The sequence below is a fragment of the Psychrobacter submarinus genome (genome assembly GCF_904846685.1).
GTDB classification, from domain to species: domain Bacteria; phylum Pseudomonadota; class Gammaproteobacteria; order Pseudomonadales; family Moraxellaceae; genus Psychrobacter; species Psychrobacter submarinus.
Genome location: NZ_CAJHBQ010000001.1, coordinates 1 through 19,294 on the forward strand (window position 1 = coordinate 1; position 19,294 = coordinate 19,294).

Below are 19,294 nucleotides of genomic sequence, written 5' to 3' on the forward strand. Positions count from 1 at the left end.
TAAGTGTTGGGGGTTTTTTTATTGGGTTGTTTAAAGCAGTGCTCTCATGTATTGATTGGCTACTAGTTATTATTCGTTCATTCCATTACACTATTTATAAAGTGCATTTAAGCTATTTAAAAGGAATGAAAATGACAACCTCAAAAGTAACCTACCAAGGCGACTTGCGCACCACCGCCATTCATTTGCAATCAAACAATGACATCATTACGGATGCGCCAACAGATAATCAGGGCAAGGGTGAGGCTTTTTCACCGACTGATTTATTGGCGACCAGCTTAGCCAGCTGTATGCTAACGATCATTGGGATTAAAGCGCGTGATATGGAAATCGATATTGCTGGTACTACCGCTGAGGTGACCAAAGTGATGACAGCTGATCCAAGACGTGTCAGTGAAATACATGTCGCGATCTCTTTTAATCAGCAGCTCGATGAGAAAACGCAAAAGATATTTTATAACGCAGCGCTGAGTTGTCCAGTTGCGAAAAGCATCCATCCTGATATCATGCAAAAGGTGAATATTCATTCTAAGAACTGATATATTTTATAATGGTGATTAATATGGCTTTCAAGACTTTACTTATCGTCGCGCATGCACCATCACCGAATACTAAAAAGTTGGCGCAAGCCGCTCATGACGGTGCCAATCACCCTGATATAGATATCAACGTGGTTCTCAAAGCACCACAGGATACGCAGCCTGAAGATATAATGGCAGCCGATGCCTTATTGTTAGGTACGACTGAGAATTTGTCTTATATGGCGGGGCTGACCAAAGACTTCTTCGATCGCTGTTATTACGCGGTATTAGAGCATAAACAGGGGCTACCTTTTTCATTATATATTCGCGCTGGGTTTGATGGGACGGGAACTAAACTGGCTATGAAAACGATTATCACTGGTTTGCGCTGGAATCAAATCCAAGATACGCTTATTTTAAAAGGTGATTGGCAAGAGGTGTTTGTGGAGCAAGTGGAAGAGCTTGCGATGACGCTAGCTGCTGGTATTGAGGCAGGTATTTATTAATATATTAGCTTTGGATTGATATTTTATATATAAGAAAGCAATCGTAAGGACGTTATGAATAAAGACAATCCCGGAAATACCGATATCAGTAGCACAGACAGACTACCTTTTTCACAAGCGTGTGAAAATAATAAAGCACCTATCTTAAACGTGCTACAAAAAGAGCTACAAGAGCATACTCATGTCTTAGAAGTCGGCTCAGGTACCGGCCAGCATAGCGTTTACTTTGCACCAAGATTGCCGCACCTACAATGGCAAACCAGCGATGTAACTGATAATCATCAGGTGATACAAGCTTGGCATGATGCCTATCCCGCATCAAACCTGTATGCACCGTTGGCTTTTAATTTGTTAACAGATTCTATTCCAAAAACTAATACTGGCGAACCTTATGACGCTATATTTACTGCTAACACCTTACATATTATCGCTTGGCCTTTGGTTGAGAGGTTGTTTGAGTTGGTCGGAGAAGCACTACCGTTAGACGGCAAGCTGATTGTTTACGGGCCATTTAATGAAAACGGACGCTATACCAGTGCGAGTAACCAGCAGTTTGATAGCACTTTGCGCCAGCGTGATGTTGGTAGCGGTATCCGGCATAAAGAAGATATCATTGCTTTAGCCAACACTCACCATTTAACATTAATGACTGAATATCAGATGCCAGCGAACAACCAAATTTTGGTTTTTCAAAAAATAACCGCTAACTAAGTCAGCGGTTATTTGCGTTTTAATATCAGTATCAAGTTCTAACCAGTATTACGTAGTCCTGCTGCAAGGGCATTGATACTGCGAATTAGTGGATCTTCTACCGCCAGTTTATCGGTGCTTTTAGCATTATTATTATCAGGTTGACGCATGCGTTTGAGCAGCTCGATTTGGATATAGTTGATCGGGTCTAAGTAAGCATTGCGCCATTGTAAAGACGCTGCCAGCTCTTGCTGCGTGGACAATAATGAGGTTTGCTCGAGCAGGGAGTTTAGGCCAGAGTGAGTAAGCGCGTGCTCGTGCTCGACAGCCTGCATGACTTGTGTGCGTAAGCGCTCATCTTTGCACAGATGACTGTAGGCGTGGGCGATATTCATCTCCGATTTGGTAAAGGCCATTTCGATATTGCTGATAAAGGCGCTAAAAAACGGCCAGTTTTTATTCATCTCTTTCATCAATCCTTCGTTTTGTTTGACACTCTCTAATGCCGTGCCCACGCCATACCACGCAGGAAGGGTAAAGCGGGCCAATGACCAGCCAAACACCCAAGGTATCGCCCGAATTGTTGATTTGCTTGGCAAGCCTTTTTTGCGGTGGGCAGGGCGCGAGCCGATATTTAGCAAAGAGATCTCTTGTACGGGCGTGGCCTCGGAGTAAAACTGATAAAACCCGTCTGTATTATCCGTCAATGCTCGATATTGCTGCTCGCCTGCATCGGCTAAATCTGCAAACAGTGCTTCATAGCTATCGAGCTGGGCCGGCTGCGCCACAAAGCGTGACGAGCTGGCTTTTAGTGCGCCTGTGATACCCATTGTCAGCTCAAACACTGCTGTATCTGGATTGGCGTATTTGGCATAGAGCACTTCGCCTTGCTCGGTAAACTTGATTTGTCCGTTTAATGTACCAGCAGGCTGCGCGGCAATGGCCTGATGAGTTGAGCCGCCGCCGCGACTGACAGAGCCGCCACGGCCATGGAACAGACGGGTGTTGATGCCGTATTGGTTGGCAATACGAGTGATGGTTTGCTGGGCGCTATACAGCTGCCAAGCCGAGGTGATAATGCCGCCGTCTTTAGAAGAGTCGGAGTAGCCCAGCATAATCTCTTGAATATTGCCTGAGTGCTCAAGTAGCTCGCGATACAGGGGGTTGTCCAGTACCGTTGGCATGATTTTATCGATGTTTTTGAGGTCTTCGATGGTTTCAAACAGTGGCGCTACCGGCAAGGCGGCAAATAAGTGTCCGTCGTCATTGATACCAGATAAACCAGCAAAACGCATCAGTAGCAGCACTTCTAGTAGTTGACTGGCGTTATTGGTCATCGAGATGACGTAGCTGCCAAAAGTATCGTCGCCGACCAGTTTGCGCAGTTTGGCCACCGACTGCATCAATGCCAGCTGCTCACAGGTTTGGTCGCTTAAATTATCGGTATAAATCAGCAGTGTGCCTGGTTTTTGTAGTAGGCGGGTCAGCCACTCTTGGCGCTCTGCTTCGCTTAGCGCCTTGTAATCGGGCAAGTTGGAGGCATTGGCAAAAATATCGGCAATGACCTCGCCATGATAGCCTGAGTCTTGGCGAATATCGAGCGCGGCTAGATGGAAGCCGCAGGTTTTGACCAAGCGGATGGTATCTAGCAGTAGCCCTTCGGCATGGGCGCTATCATGCGTGTTGACGCTCTTGCGGATAAGGCGTAAGTCATCTAACAGTGCGGCCGGCGATAAGTACGCGTCTTTTGCTGCATTGTCGTCTGTGCCTTGGCTTTGGATATACTGGTTGGTTGCTTTTATTTTGGCAAGGATGAGTGATAACAATCTACGGTATGGCTCGTGATTATAATCATCAGGGTTATAACAAAACACCTGCTGATCCAGCTCGCTATAGTCTTTAATTCGCTCATAAATCTCGGACGCGATGGTGACGATGCTATCGCTATGAATCAGCTCGCGGCGCAGCTTTCGGATCAATACTTGGTAATGGCGCAGCACGGTATTGGCATGCATCAACACGGCCATTTCTGTGGTCTCATGAGTGACGAAGGGGTTGCCATCTCTATCGCCGCCGATCCAAGAGCCAAAATTGACAAAAGCGGGCAGCGCATAGTCACTAAGCTCTGGATAAATCTCTACGATTGCGTCTTTGATATTGCGATAGACTTTCGGTATGGCGGTAAAAAGACTGGCATCAAAATAATGCAGGCCATTATTAATCTCATCATAGACCAAGGGTTTACGAGTCCGCACCTCATCTGATGACCATAGTAGATCAATGGTTTCTGCGGTTTTTTGTTTGGCCTGCTCAAAGGCGCGACTGCCCTCAGGATAGACACCCATGGCATCGGTATGTTCGTATAGCGTTTGCAAGATATTCATCGTCGTACGGCGACGCGCCTCGGTAGGATGCGCGGTAAAGACTGGGATAAATTTTAGCTGATCGATGAGCTCTTTGATTTGTTCAGGTTCGATCTGGCGCTCACGGCATTCTGATAAAGTACGGCGAAAAGAGCCTTCCCAGCTTTGGTTGGACTCCGCGCGCATCACTCGCCGCTGCTCACGTAAGTAGTTTTCTTCGGTCAGGTTTGCCAAAAAAAAGTAAATAGAAAACGCGCGAATGACGTTTTTTAGTGTTTGATTGTCTAGCGAGGCGATGAGCTCGATAAGTTGTTGTTTTTGTCCGTCGTTATGCTCGCGGCGCTCTTGGATAAAACCTTGGCGCAAGGTCTCGATGGTATCTAAGGTTTGTTGCCCAGATTGGCGAGAGATGGCCTCACCTAAAAACGATCCTAATAAACGAATGCGCGCACGCAATACGTCGTTATCTAATAACATAACTGTCTTCCTTGTCTTCTAACAGACTGGTTAATAAATAAGGTTCGCTCTTCTTATAGGGTACAAACTAAAGTTATTTATATGCATTGGATAAAAAATCTGTATAACGTCTCCAAGAGCGCTCATCGGCACGAGCATTGTATCTATCAGGATTATCGAAGTCAGTAAAGGCATGGACTGCACCGCTATAAGTCAACATCTCATGGGGTACTCCACTGGCTTCTAACGTCTTACCAAGGGCGGTAAAATCCTCAAACGGCACGGCTTCGTCGGCACTGCCATGAAAGACTAAAATCTCGCCAGTGGTCTTGTCATAACTTTGACCGGTCGGAGTATCAAAGGCTCCATGGAAGGGGACAAAGGCTTTTTGCGGGAAGCCTGAACGTGCTAACTCTAATGCAACCGTACCACCGAAACAATATCCCATGGTCGTGCCGTTGCGCACATCATTGCCCTCCAGTCGTCCAGCATTCAATGCACCTTGTAGTATGCGGCGCATTTTGTTGCGATCGTCATACAATTCGCCTGTTAAACGCTTATTTTCTTCGACAGAGGTCGGACGAATGCCTTGCCCAAACATGTCTGCTGCCAGTACGTTGTAACCTTCATGCGCTAGCATATCAGCGCGTTTGCGCTCATAGTCCGTTAGACCATCCCAGTCATGAATCAACAAGATAAAAGGAGCGTAGGGCTTATTTGCTTTGGCGTAATAGCCCTCGTATGCTTGGTTATCCACTGTATAAGTGACGTTCTTGGTCGTGATAGCGGCAGCGGTTTGGCTGATGGTCAATGCCAGGAGCCCCATTGATGCACCCGCCAATAATGAGCGGTAAGGTTTTTTGGACGAGAAATTCGAAGTTGGTAACATAGTCGACAGCCTTATAGTTATATAAAAAAGAGATAAATATATGGCCAAAAACCATGCCAATGTTATTTATCGATGATCTCTAGTACGCCATAAAGCATACCTTAAAGAATAACTAAATTACAAGATTGGATTGTTAACGTTTAGGCTGGCTCAAAAGCCGTCAAGCGGTTGAGTGACTGCGCACGTAAAATTTAACCAAACATCAACAACTTTCACTATATACGCAACTATAAGCGACTTAGTTTTTTGGTAAGATAAGCCGTATGCCTTTGCCTTTTATTCCTTTATCTTTTTTAATAATTGGTCATGCAGCATCACAGACAGATAATCGACAGATGAAGTCAGTATTATCCCAAAGGATACAACACCTGTGTAAGCACATTTTTAATGGTCTTAGAAGAGACTATTTTACTCATTAGATAGGATGTTTTATGAATAATAATATCGATCATACCGACCCAGCCAAAGACATGAATACTGAACGCGGCAATGGCGGCGAGACTCACCAACGTGCAGACGACGACACAAAGGCGCTCACTACGCAGCAAGGTGTTGTTATCTCTGATAATCAAAATTCTTTGAAAGCCGGTAGCCGAGGCCCGAGTCTTTTAGAAGATTTTGTATTACGCGAAAAAATCAACCATTTTGACCATGAGCGTATCCCAGAGCGTATCGTCCATGCTCGCGGTAGTGCGGCACACGGTTATTTTGAGCTGACCGAATCATTAGAAGAGTATACAACGGCCAAAATTTTGACCGAAACCGGTAAGCAAACACCACTCTTTACCCGTTTTTCGACCGTTGCTGGTAACAAAGGCTCAAAAGACACGCCACGTGATGTGCGCGGATTTTCTGTCAAAGTTTATACCGAAGAAGGTAACTGGGATATCGTTGGTAACAACATGCCCATCTTCTTTATCCAAGATGCGATTAAATTTCCAGATTTGATTCATGCAGTCAAGCCGGAGCCTGATCGTGGTTTTCCGCAAGCGGCGTCTGCCCATGATACGTTTTGGGATTTTGTCTCATTGAGTCCTGAAACCATGCACAATCTGATTTGGCTGATGAGTGATCGTGGCCTGCCACGCAGCTTACGCATGATGGAAGGTTTTGGTATTCACAGCTACCGTTTGATTGATAAAGACGGTAAGAGCACCTTTGTACGTTTTCATTGGAAGCCAGTACTTGGCGTACAATCAACCACGTGGGACGAAGCCGTAAAAATCTCTGGCGCAGATCCTGATTATCATCGCCGTGATTTGTTTGAGTCAATTGACAATGGCATGTATCCTGAATGGGAATTTGGCGTTCAGTTATTCACTGAAGAAGAAGCCGATCAGTTCCCGTTTGATCACCTCGATGCGACCAAGCTGATTCCAGAAGAGCTAGTGCCCGTGAAAATCGTTGGTAAGATGGTCTTGAATCGCAATGTAGATAACTTCTTTGCAGAGACAGAGCAAGTCGCATTCTGTCCATCACATGTGGTACCAGGTATCGATTATAGTAATGATCCATTGCTCCAAGGCCGTCTATTTAGTTATCTAGATACGCAGTTGTCACGTTTGGGCTCACCAAACTTTGCGCAAATTCCAATCAATGCACCAAAATGCCCGTTTGCCAACAACCAGCAAGATGGCCATATGCAAATGCAGGTGCCTAAAACGCGGGTGCTCTATGAGCCACAAAGCCTTGATCCAACGCGTCCACGCGAAAGCGCCAAACGCGGATTTGCCTCATTCCAAGAGCGGATGGATGATGGCGTTAAAGGTCGCATCCGTGCCGAAAGCTTTGCCGATCATTATAGTCAGCCGCGCATGTTCTATCGCAGCCAGACAGAGGCAGGCAAAGCACACATTGCCTCTGCTTATGCGTTTGAGCTGGGTAAAGTAGATGCGCCGCATGTTCGTACTCGTATGCTCAGCCATCTGCCGCATATCGATGAAGACTTGGCTAATCGTGTGGCTTCAGCCCTCGGTATGGAATTACCAGAGCCTGCTGATGCCGCTGCACCTGTACAAGATATGGACACCTCTAAGCCTCTGCAAACGATTGGTCGTACGCCTAAATCACTAAAAGGCCGTTTGGTTGGTATCTTAGTGGCTGAAGGATCAAACCATGAGCAAGTTAAGAAGTTTGAAGATGCTATTAACGCTCAAGGCGGTATGGTCAAAATTGTTGCTCCTAGCAAAGAAGTTAAGCTTGACGACGATACGCGTATCCAAGCAGATGAGCGTGTCGCTGGTGCACCCTCTGTATTCTTCGATGCGGTAGTGAGTATCATTATGCCGGATCAAGCTAAGAAACTAGCAGAGGATAGCTCAACGCTAGATTGGTTCACTGATGCTTATGTACACTGTAAAGCCATTGCTTATTGCGGTGCAACGGATGAGTTTATCTTAAGTAAACTTCCTGTAGAAAAAGATGAGTTTGTCACACCGCTCGCTGAGCTTGACAGCTTTGTAGAAAATGCAAAATCTCGTCTATGGGAGCGTGAGCCTAAGGTTCGTGACTTGGCTTAATCCTATGAAGTTGTAATCATGATGAAGAAAAACTCAGCCTAAGTGCTGAGTTTTTTTATTTATGAGCTTATAAATATCTAAACATGTCGTTTTATACGCTAATAAAAGTTTGCTCACAAGCGTTCACTGAATATCACTGACTAATAAAGCGCTAAGGTTATAATAGGGCGTGTTGAACATTCGCAAATGCGCACTGCTGATCGCTAAAATAGTTCTAGTCTAAGTGAAAATTGCAGGTAATGCTTATTGCATTGGCTAGATTTTCGCAACGACTAGGGCGATTTTAGCATCAGCCCTCACGACAACAACAGGGACAGGACTATTTTTTGCCGCTTTATTGATAAAAATAGACGCTTAGAACAACTAAACTTACCATTTTTATCTGCAAATCGCCTAAAAAATAGTCTCTGTCAGTGCCAAGGTCGAATGTTCAACACGCCCTAGTAAGATTGTATTTATTGATAGGAGTAGTCTGATTGGATCAGGCTTAAGGTTTAATAATGGATTTAATAAATATTGTAGCAATAGAGGGATATATTCAGACCACTTATATGGCCGTCTATCCTGATAAGTTGTTATTGCTAGACTCAGGATGTCGATGTGATGTTGATAGCGTTTTGAACTACATTACAGATACCCTGGAGCGTCCTATCGATCAGCTCAAAACGGTTGTAGTCACTCATATGCACCCTGATCATGCTGGCGGGGCTGAGTTGTTAAAACAAAAAACGGCTTGCCAGGTAGTCAGTGCAAAAGCTGATAAAGCTTGGTATCAAGGAGTGTTAGGCAGAGTTTCGCATCTGAACGATTTAGCGCTCACTTATTATGTGGCCAATAGGCAAGGAAAGTCGATCGCTAACGTTTGGTATGATCCTATCTTAAAAGTTGATGTTGAGGTTGAAGAGGGTGACCCGATACCAAACTTTGAAGACTGGGTGGTTTTGGAGACGCCTGGGCATACAGATCGCGACTTGACATTATGGCACGCGCAGACCAAGCAAGCTTACACTGCAGATCTCATATTGAGTATCAAAGATAAGTTTGTATCGCCTTATCTGATTACCCTACCTAATGCTTATCGAGCTTCTTTAAATAAGATCAAAGCATTGCAGCCAGCAGTGGTATTACTGGCTCATGATAAAAGGGTCAAAATCAATGATAAGGACTTTGATCTTCTTATAGACAGAGCACCAAAGCAGCCCCGTAAGACCTCGTTTAGGAATATTTTGAGTACCACGATACCTAAGCTTAGGTTTGCTCGTAAGAGAGTCAAAACGCCTTAATCAAAGTACGCATTAAAAAGTACTAACTAAGTAGTCAGCAGCTCATAAACAAATAAAAAAAGCCCCACTACCAAAAAGTAGTGGGGCTTTTGTAATATGGTGGGCCGACCGCGACTCGAACGCGGGACCAATTGATTAAAAGTCAACTGCTCTACCAACTGAGCTATCGGCCCTGAGAAGCGTGAAAAAATTGCATTGCAATTTTAGCTTCGTAAGGGAAATCCTTTAAATAGGATTTCCTAAAACTTGATACCTTAACGATATCTGACTAAAAAAAGCACTGCTTTTTTAGCTCTGCAAGAATAATCTCCTGAAAGAGGAAAATTATTTAAAACCAAACTTATTAAGCTAATACCGAATAGGGCAGAATACTTAATAAGCGTACTACTAAAAATGGTGGACCGACCGCGACTCGAACGCGGGACCAATTGATTAAAAGTCAACTGCTCTACCAACTGAGCTATCGGTCCTGAGAGACGTTAAAAAATTGCACTGCAATTTTAGATTCTCAAGAGAATTTACATTTTCGTAAATTCTAAAAGCTACGTATCCAAACTAAGGTTATACTAAGCTTTGCTAGCAACTTAAGTTTAAACATTAAGTAATTCGCAAAGCTTTCTCTCATTCACATCTAGATAATTTGTATCCCTAAACGTGAGAGCACATTATATATATTCCTGCGATAATTACAACCCCATGAGGAACAAAAATTATGATTTGAGCGTAAATTTTATAGATTTTTTAAACTAACCAACTTTATTAGAAATGTTTATATCTTTTGAGCTTAACAATAAGTACAGATCTAATCTCTAGACAGCGCTTCCACTGGGTCAAGCTTGGCCGCATTACGCGCTGGTAAAAAACCAAAAATGACGCCAATTAAAGTTGAGCAAACAAAGGCGGCAATGATAGAAGTTGGGGAATAAATCACTTTAAAGCTATCACCAGCGACACTATTGATAAGCTCGCCGATAGCAAAGGCAAGTCCGATACCCAATAAGCCGCCTAAAATACAGACTAAGATAGCTTCGATCAAAAACTGCTGCATAATGTCGCTTTGACGAGCGCCGACTGCCATACGCACGCCGATCTCGTTGGTGCGCTCAGTGACTGAAACTAGCATGATATTCATCACCCCAATACCGCCGACGATCAAGGAGATGATAGCAATGGATGAGATAAGTAAGGTCATAGTGCCTGTCGTTGACTCAATCGTTTGACGAATAGAGTCTGAGTTACGAATACGAAAATCGTCGGTACCGTGACGACCTTCCATAAGGGTGGAGATGGCAGACTCAGCAGCGGAGGAGGAGATACTGTCGTCGATTAAAGCGACGAAACGCTCAATATTGGGACTACCTACTAAGCGTGACATCATGGTCGTATAAGGCATATAAAGGGTAGGCGACTCTACTTGACCGCCAAAACCACTGTTGTTCGGTTCCAATACGCCAATTACTCGCCCGGGTACACTACCGATTAACACGACTTCGCCGATAGGGTTATCAACATCAGCAAAGAAAGTCTGCTTAGCATTGTCATCGATAATAATATCTTGCGTGCGTTTTAAGATGCTTTGCTCATCGAAGCCTTGGCCTTGGGATAACGTCTCACCACTAACGTCAAGATAGTCTTGACCGACGCCGCTTACGCTAGCTGCTTCTTGTACGTTGCGATAACGTACACTCATGTTACTATCAAGCTGCGGGCTAACGCTGGTCACATAAGGCTGATCAGCGACCGCCTGCGCATCCTCAGGCGTGAGATTGTCGTCATTGTACTGACGTCTAGGATCGCCCCATGGATAACCGTCTATTACGGTAATAGTGTTGGTTCCCAATGAGCTAATATTGGCCAGTATCTGCTCTTGTGAGCCTTTACCTAACCCTACGACTGAGACTACCGAAGCGATACCAATAATAATACCGAGCATCGTCAAAAGCGTACGCATTTTATGCGCGCGCATGGCGAGCAGGGACATCTTAAAAGCTTCAAACAAACGATCAATAAAGCTACTTATCTTGCCTTTACGATGCCTGTTGAGTATAGGCTCTGGCTGCACTCTATTATCAACTGCCGTTTGCTGATAATGCTTGGTACGATAGTCCTCGATGACATAGCCGTCTTTGAGCTCAATGACGCGCTCAGCCTGCTCGGCAAGACCGGGGTCATGGGTGACCATGATAATGGTATGACCTTGCGACTTTAAGTCATGCAAGATGGCCATGACATCTTCGCCTGACTTGCTATCGAGCGCCCCTGTGGGCTCATCAGCTAAGATAATATCGCCGCCATTCATTAGCGCGCGAGCGATTGATACCCGCTGCTGTTGACCGCCTGAGAGCTGATTCGGACGATTATTGACCTTATCCGCAAGACCTAAATCTGACAGTAGCTGTTCAGCGCGCTCGCTGCGAGCCTGCCCATCCATACCCGCATAAATGGCTGGCACAGAGACATTATCGCGAGCATTGATATCGCCAAGCAGATGATAGCGCTGGAAGATAAAACCAAAGTGCTCGCGGCGTAATTTCGCCAGCTCATCGGCATCAAGCCGGCTGACAGGCTGTCCATAAATCTTATAGTCACCTGCTGTCGCCTGATCTAAGCAACCCAAGATATTCATTAGAGTAGACTTACCAGAGCCAGATTGCCCGATGATAGCGACCATCTCGCCTTGATGAATAGTGAGGTCGATATCATGCAGCACGCGTATCGTCTGCTCGCCTGCACGAAACTCTTTAATCAAGCCTTTGACTTGCATCAGCGGCGTAGTTGCTGCGCTATTGGCATTGGTTTTTAGGGGATCCATGAATACGACGACCTATATTATCAAATCAGAAAATCACTAAGGGTCTAAAAGTTATAGTGCTCTAAGCTTAAAGGTTGCAAGACGTTCAACAGCACTGGAGCTAACTGAATCTAAGTACCTTAACTGGTACGTTAGCTAACATGACCTGTTAAAAAGGGGGGCCTCCTCTACCACCTTGACTACCCCCTGCTTTTTCTTCACTCAATATCACCTCATCGCCTGCGCTTAATCCACTTAAAATCTGGGCGTTAACGCGGTTGTTAATGCCAACGGTAACGCGTTGTTCAACGACTTCGCCGTTGTCTTTGAGCACGCGAACCACGCCTGCGCTAGTAGAAACATCAGTATCAGTACTTGAGTCGCCAGTAGATCTTTTACTGTTTTTAGCAGGTTGTAGGGCAGCAGAAGGAACAAGCAGCGCGTTTTTAGCTTCATTAATAACGATATAAACCTGTGCGGTCATGTCGATACGAAAGCGGCGCTCAGTGTTTGGCACTTCGATGTAACCGATATAATAGATAGCAGCATCAGTAGAGCTGGTATCACTGATATTCTCGGGCGCAGGTTCAATAGCTTTTAGGGTAGCGTCATACTTTTGGTCAGGATTACCAATGATATTAAAATACACCGGCATGCCTGCTTGCACGTTGATGACATCGGCCTCAGAGATCTGCGCGTTAATGCGTACGGTTGAGAGATCGGCTAAGGTCACAATCGTAGGCGCGGTTTGATTGGCGTTAACGGTAGTGCCTTGCTCAGTGGTGATAGAGACCACTGTACCTGATATCGGCGCGCGAATGGTGGTGTAGCTCAAATCCTCCACAGCGGTACTGACGTTGGTTTGCGCTTTACGTAAGGCGGCGCGTTGGCTGTTGATATTGGCTTGAGTGGTGGTAATAGCGGCTTTGGCAGTATCGATAGCGGCGCGAGCATTATCAACCGCGGCTTTGGCGGTTGCCACACTGGTGGCCTGAGTATCATATTCCTGTTGCGAGATGGCATCGATAGCGACTAAGCCCTTGAGACGCGCAAAGTCAGATTGGGCTTGCTTGTACTCAGATTGACGGCTGGCCAGATCAGCATAAGCGCTCTTTAGGCTGGCTTGACGACTCAGTAGCTCAGCCTCAGCACTTTGAATGGCGGCTTCGCTTTGCTCGAGGCTGGCTTGCTCATTGCTTAGATTGTTTTTTTGGGTGACTTGATCGATTTGGGCAATGAGCTCGCCTTGCTTAACCTCGTCTCCGACTTCCACGAACAGCCGTTTGACTTCTCCTGACACCTGCGCGCCAACGTCAACGGTGTTAAGCGCCTTGACTTTACCGGACGCCATGACGTTGTTTTCGATATCACCTATCTCAGCGGTGGCGGTAATGTAATTAGGACTCTCTTCTTTGGGTTGAAAAGTCCTGTAAGCCAGCACAATAAGTGCAAGCACAACTAAGGCGATAATGCCCCATTTTATAGCTGATTTTTTGGTGATTTTGCCCATGCTCAAAGTCCACTTACCATCAAAACAATTTTGACTATAGTAAAGACTTCAGGGGCAAATTGAAATGGTTATTAGTTTGCGAAAGGTTAAGGAAAAGCGGGGTAGCTGCAACATAAGAGGGTATAAAAAAGGCTTTATTAAAAGGTGTAAGTCATTATTTGAGTAAGCTATTAAGCAGCAAAGAGCTTTTTCCCTGACAGCTCAAGCGCAGCTTGTAATAACAGCTCCCAAGCAGGCTGACGAATGAGGCCTTTGATGGCCTGATCACAGCGATATAGCAAATCCGGCCACTCGGCGGTTTGCGCAAGGGAATGACGACGACAAGCTTGGCTGTATAAGCCTTGCTTACTACGCCAGATTCCTAAGCTTTGCGGATCTTGTCCATCCATTAGCGCCATGACCAACCGCATGTCTTTGGCTATTGCCCAAAGTACCAAAGTCGTTGGTTCATCAGTAGCTTGTAGCTGAAACATGATTTTTGCTACCTGCATGCTATTGCCTGTGAGCATAGCATCGGATAAGTCAAAAACGCTGAATTGCGCATCGCTGACTAAAGCAGCTTGCAAGTCAGTAATACCTAGAGCTAGGTTCTTATGACTGGCCGCGTCGCTATTACGATTGTCGGTAGTAGGACTGAGACTGTCGTTATTATTTTCAGATAACTTTGGAGCGAACAGATAGGATAAGCGCCAAAGGGTTTGATAAGCGCTGAGTAGGTGATGCTCGGTGTGCGACATCAATAATTGCCAAGCCTCTTGCGAAAGACGTAGGCCGAATTGCTCTGCTTGTACTTGCAATAACTGCTGACGCGCGCGCTCATCGTATAAGTTACCATCGATAACTTGGCCATACTTGGCAAAAGGCGCAAACCACTTGCTGGCTTGGCTGCGTTTATCTTGTTTCGGCGTTAGCCATAATAAGCTATGACTATGAGCGCCGGCTTGTGCATCGATAGCAAACTGCTCAAGCTCGGCGATAGTGGCTTTATCCGGCTTATGATTGCCCGTCACGATGAGCGCGCTGGCATCATCAAAGAGCGATTGGCTACCTAATTCAGACAACACCTCTTGCCAAGACTTCACCGATATGAGCTCAATGCGTTTGATGGCGTAGTTTTGCTCGCGCCAATGTGGCCGCAGCGCATTAATTAACCATTGCTGCAGTAAGGGCTCATCACCGTGCGCCAGCCACAAACCCGCTACAGCTACTGAAGGTTGCAGCAGTTTAGGATAGGCTTGGATAAAGGTCTGCTGCATAAAAGATAAGCCATCAGTTGCTGATTGGAAGTGAGGATTAAAGGTATCAGTTCAAAGTGTCAATTCAACGTATTCACTTAAAGCGTTCATTTAAAACGTTAAGAGGTCGGGGTAGTCACCACAGTGGTCGAGGGCGCTGAGTGCTCTAATATAGGTGCGGTTTGGCGAGCCTTACTAGTATTGGGCGACACTTTGGGTAAGCTGACAGCGACATACTGATCGGTAATACGGCGCGCAAGACTATCGTAGAGCCAATCGCGGATCTGATCGCCTTGTTGATCGTCAGTGCTGACCGATGCCTCATTATACTGATAGCTGCGCTCCACTTGGATAGGATTAGTCAAAGTCACTGGCTGCCCATTTTGATAAGTGTCATAGGTCACATCAGCAGAGAGTACCAAACGTATCTCTGTTAAGACGCCTACTAGCTCATAGCGCCGAAAGCGTAAATTGTCTACTTTTATAAGGGCGATTTTTTCGGCATCGGTGTTATTGGCTTTGCTATTGGCGGCGTTTTCAATCATCGTCATACCATCAACGACGTCTACTCCCAAAGTCTCTAAGCGTCTAGTTAGTGGCAACTTCAATGGGAACGAGCGACGATTATCTTCAATCACTACCGCTGTTTTTTCGACTTCAAAATTTAAAGGCGCATCCAGTCCGCGCAGATGAAAGCCGCAGCCCGTAAGGCTAGTCGCTGTCGTCACCACCGTCATCATAGGTAGTACTGCTAACAAAGAAGTGGCTAGCGTTTTACCAAGGCTTTTGCCTTTAGCAGGCGTACCTAAGCTGTTCTTACGTGCTGACTGCATGTTTTGCTGTTGATACGCCATAACCTTCATCCTTCATCGCCATAAAAAGCCAAAAACATCACTTGTAGTTAAAAAATAAACTAGCCAACAACGACAATGTTCACTAACTTATTAGGGACAACGATCTCTTTTTTGATCTCGCCGGTAAGAAACTTAGCGACGCTATCGATGCTGCGTGCTTGAGCTTTAAGCTCTTCAGGGTCACTATTAGGCGCGACGTCCATTTTACCGCGTACCTTACCATTCACTTGCACCACCATAGTGATCGTATCTTGTACTAAGGCACTCTCATCGACAGCAGGGTAGCTCATCGTTAGTGTATCCACGCCTAATTGCTCAAGTAAATACTCGCCAGCATGCGGCGCATAGACCGAGAGCATAATGAGCAAGTCTATCAAAGCTTCATGCTGCACTTGTAAGTCTTGCTCGCCGTTGGCTTTAAAGCTTGTGAGCTCATTAGCAAGCTCCATAAGACTCGATACTGGCGTATTCAATGCCAAGCGCTCGCCTAAGTCGTTATCGATTTTACCTACTGTCTCGTGAGTCTTACGGCGTAGGTTTTTGGCCTCGCGGCTTAGATTATCGGTAGTTAACGGCTGATCATTTAAAGTAGCAAGCGCTAAGTTTGACGCGCTTACAGCGTTAATATGATCATGAGCCAGACGCCAGACTTTTTTGACAAAGTTATAAGGTCCTTTGAGCGCATCATCTGACCACTCAAGGGTTTGATCGGCAGGCGCAGTGAATAGAGTATATAAACGCACCGTATCCGCGCCGTATTGATCGATAGTGGTTTGCGGGTCGACGCCGTTATTCTTAGACTTTGACATCTTCTCGATTTTGCCAATATTTACAGGCTGTCCATCTGCTTTAAGTGTCGCTTTAATCGGTTGACCGCGCTCGTTGTAGTCGATATCGACATCATCAGCGAAATAATACGTCGTACTGCCATCGCTATTGATACGATTAAAGGTGCCAGCGAGTACCATACCTTGCGTCATCAAGTTCTTGAAAGGCTCATCACCTGAGACTAAATTCTCATCTCGCATGAGCTTATGAAAGAAACGCGCATAAAGCAGATGCATCACTGCGTGCTCAACTCCACCAACGTATTGATCAACCGGTAGCCACTTGTTAGCGGCTGATTTATTGACCATGTGTTGGTTGTCGTTGGGGCTAGCAAAGCGCGCGTAGTACCAGCTGGATTCGACAAAGGTATCAAAGGTATCGGTCTCGCGCTCTGCCGGATTACCGCATTTAGGGCAACTGGTATTGACAAACTCAGGCATATTTTTGAGCGGATTACCGCGACCATCAGGCACGACCTCAGTCGGTAGTACGACTGGCAAATCTTGCTCTTCTACCGGCACCGTACCGCAGTGCTCGCAGTTGACCATCGGAATCGGGCAGCCCCAATAGCGCTGGCGAGAGACGCCCCAATCGCGCAGACGGAACTGAATCTTTTTATTGGCAAGGCCTTTTGGCTCGAGCTTCTCAAGCATCGCTGCAAAAGACTGCTCAAAATCCATACCATCAAACTCGCCTGAGTTAACTAAAGTATTGCGCTCAGTATAGGCGAGGTTAACTTCACCGCCCTCGGCTTCGGCCTCAGCTTTTGCCGCATCAAAATAACCGGCAGGGACGTCGATGACTTGTTTGATTGGCAAGTCGTATTTAGTCGCAAATTCATAATCGCGTTCATCATGTGCCGGTACTGCCATGACCGCGCCTGAGCCATAGCTCATCAGCACGTAGTTAGCGACCCAAACTGGCAGCGCCTCCCCAGTCAGTGGGTGGGTAACGGTTAAGCCAGTATCCATACCGATCTTCTCTGCTTTGGCCAAGTCGGCTTCGGCAACTGAGCCTTTTTTACACAATGCATTGAACTGGGCGATGACCTCATCCTTTTCAGCCGCATATTTCGCTAATGGGTGCTCAGCTGCAACAGCGACATAAGTGACTCCCATCAAGGTATCAGGACGGGTGGTAAATACATCTAAGGTACTCTCTTGGCCTTCAAGCTCGTAAGGGAAATGCACTTCCATACCAGCACTACGACCGATCCAATTGCGCTGCATGGTCAGTACTTCTGAGGGCCAATGGCCTTCTAGCTGATCTAAGTCATCGAGTAATTCATCAGCGTATTCGGTGATATTGAAGTAATACATCGGAATATCGCGCTTCTCAACGAGTGCGCCACTGCGCCAGCCTTTACCATCGATGACTTGTTCGTTGGCAAGGACAGTATTATCCACTGGATCCCAGTTCACTGTCGCAAGCTTCTTATAAACTAAGCCTTTTTTATACAGCTGCAAAAATAGCCACTGCTCCCATTGATAATACTCAGGACTACAAGTAGCAAACTCGCGCGACCAATCGATCGACAGGCCTAACAGCTTAAGCTGCGCGCGCATATTATCAATATTCTCAAACGTCCATTTGGCAGGCGGCGTCTGATTGGCAATGGCTGCGTTTTCTGCTGGCAAGCCAAACCCATCCCAGCCCATTGGCTGCATGACTTCAAAGCCTTTAAGGCGATAATAACGGCTCAGCACGTCTGAGATGGTATAGTTACGTACATGACCCATGTGCAGCTTACCGCTCGGATAAGGGAACATCGATAGCATATAGCGGCTAGGTTTGTCGCTTGGCTCATTGCTGACTTCAAAGCGCTTATCTGTTGCCCATTTGGCTTGCTGCTGCGTTTCGATCAGCTGCGGCTGATAAAGCGTATTATCGGCGGCTGAAGTAGCGTTATTATTAGGGGTAGAGTGGTCAGAGGTCACAGCGTGGTTCATAATTGGCTCGAAGTTAGATATTTTTATTGACGTTTTGGAGTGTAAGTTCTAAAAACAAATAATTAGTAAAATGAGATACGCTAGAATAGCGCAAATTGGGAAAAAATGCGATGGGCTAGGGTAATAATAGCGCAGTATTAAAAGACCAAAGTTTTAATTTTTAAGCAAGCATAATATAAGGAATAACGATGACAATCACTATCTATGGTATCAAATCATGCAGCACCATGAAAAAGGCCTTTACTAAACTAGACGACTTAAACATCGACTACACGTTTCACGATTATAAAAAACAAGGCATCGATAAAGATAGTGTGCAACGTTGGGTCGATCTATTAGGGTTAGATAAGGTGTTAAACAAACGCGGAACCACATGGCGGAAATTAACTGATGAGCAAAAGCAGGCCGCAGACGCTGATGTCAACACAGCTATCGGTTTATTACTCGAAAATACAAGTATGATTAAGCGCCCAATTGTAGAAGGGCTGCATAATGAGCAGCCCATTCTACTTTGCGGTTTTGACGCGGATGAGTTTGACAAAGCCTTTGCTTAAAGCGCTCACCGCTCACTGTAGACACTATAAATACTGTCGCAGTAGCACGAGACTACAATAAAACCTGACCTTAATGACCTGACCTTAATGAGAGTTTAATAAAATCTAAGCTCAGGTTTTATTACCCCTACGATAAACCAAATCACGCTAAACAGCCAAATGATGAGGACATAAAGTCTGATTTGCTCTGCAGTCCAATCAAGGGCAAACCACTCAATCATAAAAAACGACTTCCAGCCCTCGATCCATTTGGCACCGCCATAACCTATGATCCACCAACAATAGAGACTTTCTAAAATAAAAAGCACACACCACATGATTAGTGACATAGTAGCGTCATCCTTTA

At 45.6% G+C, this 19,294-nt stretch carries 14 protein-coding genes and 2 tRNA genes; 6 read left to right on the plus strand and 10 right to left on the minus strand.

Annotation, left to right across the window (positions count from 1 at the left end):
- Nucleotides 1–131 precede the first annotated feature (131 nt).
- The 3 genes from JMY03_RS00005 to JMY03_RS00015 are packed head-to-tail and all read left to right on the plus strand — an operon-like array spanning nucleotide 132 to nucleotide 1,738.
- Nucleotides 132–539 carry an OsmC family protein gene (locus tag JMY03_RS00005; RefSeq protein ID WP_201599808.1) on the plus strand — a complete coding sequence of 136 codons (408 nt, stop codon included), beginning with the start codon at nucleotides 132–134 and terminating at the stop codon, nucleotides 537–539.
- A 23-nt stretch (nucleotides 540–562) separates the two neighbouring features.
- The gene (locus JMY03_RS00010; protein ID WP_201599811.1) at nucleotides 563–1,027 is read left to right on the plus strand and encodes a flavodoxin family protein; all 465 of its coding nucleotides are present in this window, start codon (nucleotides 563–565) and stop codon (nucleotides 1,025–1,027) included.
- A 54-nt stretch (nucleotides 1,028–1,081) separates the two neighbouring features.
- The gene (locus JMY03_RS00015) at nucleotides 1,082–1,738 is read left to right on the plus strand and encodes a DUF938 domain-containing protein (RefSeq protein WP_201599814.1); all 657 of its coding nucleotides are present in this window, start codon (nucleotides 1,082–1,084) and stop codon (nucleotides 1,736–1,738) included.
- Nucleotides 1,739–1,776: 38 nt separating this feature from the next.
- Here the strand turns inward: JMY03_RS00015 and ppc are convergent, their stop codons facing one another.
- Both ppc and JMY03_RS00025 read right to left on the minus strand, forming a co-directional pair.
- On the minus strand, nucleotides 1,777–4,557 hold the full coding sequence (gene ppc / locus JMY03_RS00020; protein WP_201599817.1) for a phosphoenolpyruvate carboxylase: 2,781 nt from the start codon (nucleotides 4,555–4,557) through the stop codon (nucleotides 1,777–1,779).
- A 73-nt stretch (nucleotides 4,558–4,630) separates the two neighbouring features.
- A complete protein-coding gene (locus tag JMY03_RS00025) occupies nucleotides 4,631–5,425 on the minus strand; it encodes a dienelactone hydrolase family protein (RefSeq protein WP_201599820.1) in 795 nt (264 codons plus the stop codon).
- 431 nt (nucleotides 5,426–5,856) lie between these two features.
- Here JMY03_RS00025 and JMY03_RS00030 point away from each other — a divergent pair, with 431 nt between their 5' ends.
- Nucleotides 5,857–7,944: a catalase gene (locus JMY03_RS00030; protein WP_201599823.1), complete on the plus strand. Its 2,088-nt coding sequence runs from the start codon at nucleotides 5,857–5,859 to the stop codon at nucleotides 7,942–7,944.
- Between the two features lie 500 nt (nucleotides 7,945–8,444).
- The gene (locus JMY03_RS00035; protein ID WP_201599826.1) at nucleotides 8,445–9,227 is read left to right on the plus strand and encodes an MBL fold metallo-hydrolase; all 783 of its coding nucleotides are present in this window, start codon (nucleotides 8,445–8,447) and stop codon (nucleotides 9,225–9,227) included.
- Between the two features lie 97 nt (nucleotides 9,228–9,324).
- On the opposite strand, the gene JMY03_RS00040 is transcribed toward JMY03_RS00035, so the two are convergent.
- From JMY03_RS00040 to leuS, 7 genes are all read right to left on the minus strand, one after another.
- A tRNA-Lys gene (locus JMY03_RS00040) sits at nucleotides 9,325–9,400 on the minus strand.
- A gap of 221 nt (nucleotides 9,401–9,621) precedes the next feature.
- Nucleotides 9,622–9,697: transfer RNA gene (locus JMY03_RS00045), tRNA-Lys, on the minus strand.
- A gap of 332 nt (nucleotides 9,698–10,029) precedes the next feature.
- A complete protein-coding gene (locus JMY03_RS00050; protein ID WP_201599829.1) occupies nucleotides 10,030–12,039 on the minus strand; it encodes a MacB family efflux pump subunit in 2,010 nt (669 codons plus the stop codon).
- A 148-nt stretch (nucleotides 12,040–12,187) separates the two neighbouring features.
- On the minus strand, nucleotides 12,188–13,528 hold the full coding sequence (locus JMY03_RS00055; protein ID WP_201599831.1) for an efflux RND transporter periplasmic adaptor subunit: 1,341 nt from the start codon (nucleotides 13,526–13,528) through the stop codon (nucleotides 12,188–12,190).
- A 170-nt stretch (nucleotides 13,529–13,698) separates the two neighbouring features.
- Nucleotides 13,699–14,784, minus strand: coding sequence for a DNA polymerase III subunit delta (holA, locus tag JMY03_RS00060; protein WP_201599833.1), 1,086 nt, complete (start codon nucleotides 14,782–14,784; stop codon nucleotides 13,699–13,701).
- Nucleotides 14,785–14,882: 98 nt separating this feature from the next.
- The gene (locus JMY03_RS00065) at nucleotides 14,883–15,617 is read right to left on the minus strand and encodes an LPS-assembly lipoprotein LptE (protein ID WP_227675431.1); all 735 of its coding nucleotides are present in this window, start codon (nucleotides 15,615–15,617) and stop codon (nucleotides 14,883–14,885) included.
- Between the two features lie 59 nt (nucleotides 15,618–15,676).
- Nucleotides 15,677–18,394, minus strand: coding sequence for a leucine--tRNA ligase (leuS, locus tag JMY03_RS00070; protein WP_201599837.1), 2,718 nt, complete (start codon nucleotides 18,392–18,394; stop codon nucleotides 15,677–15,679).
- Nucleotides 18,395–18,582: 188 nt separating this feature from the next.
- Here leuS and JMY03_RS00075 point away from each other — a divergent pair, with 188 nt between their 5' ends.
- Nucleotides 18,583–18,948, plus strand: coding sequence for a Spx/MgsR family RNA polymerase-binding regulatory protein (locus JMY03_RS00075; RefSeq protein WP_201599846.1), 366 nt, complete (start codon nucleotides 18,583–18,585; stop codon nucleotides 18,946–18,948).
- Between the two features lie 95 nt (nucleotides 18,949–19,043).
- Here the strand turns inward: JMY03_RS00075 and JMY03_RS00080 are convergent, their stop codons facing one another.
- Nucleotides 19,044–19,277, minus strand: coding sequence for a hypothetical protein (locus JMY03_RS00080; protein ID WP_201599848.1), 234 nt, complete (start codon nucleotides 19,275–19,277; stop codon nucleotides 19,044–19,046).
- Nucleotides 19,278–19,294 lie beyond the last annotated feature (17 nt).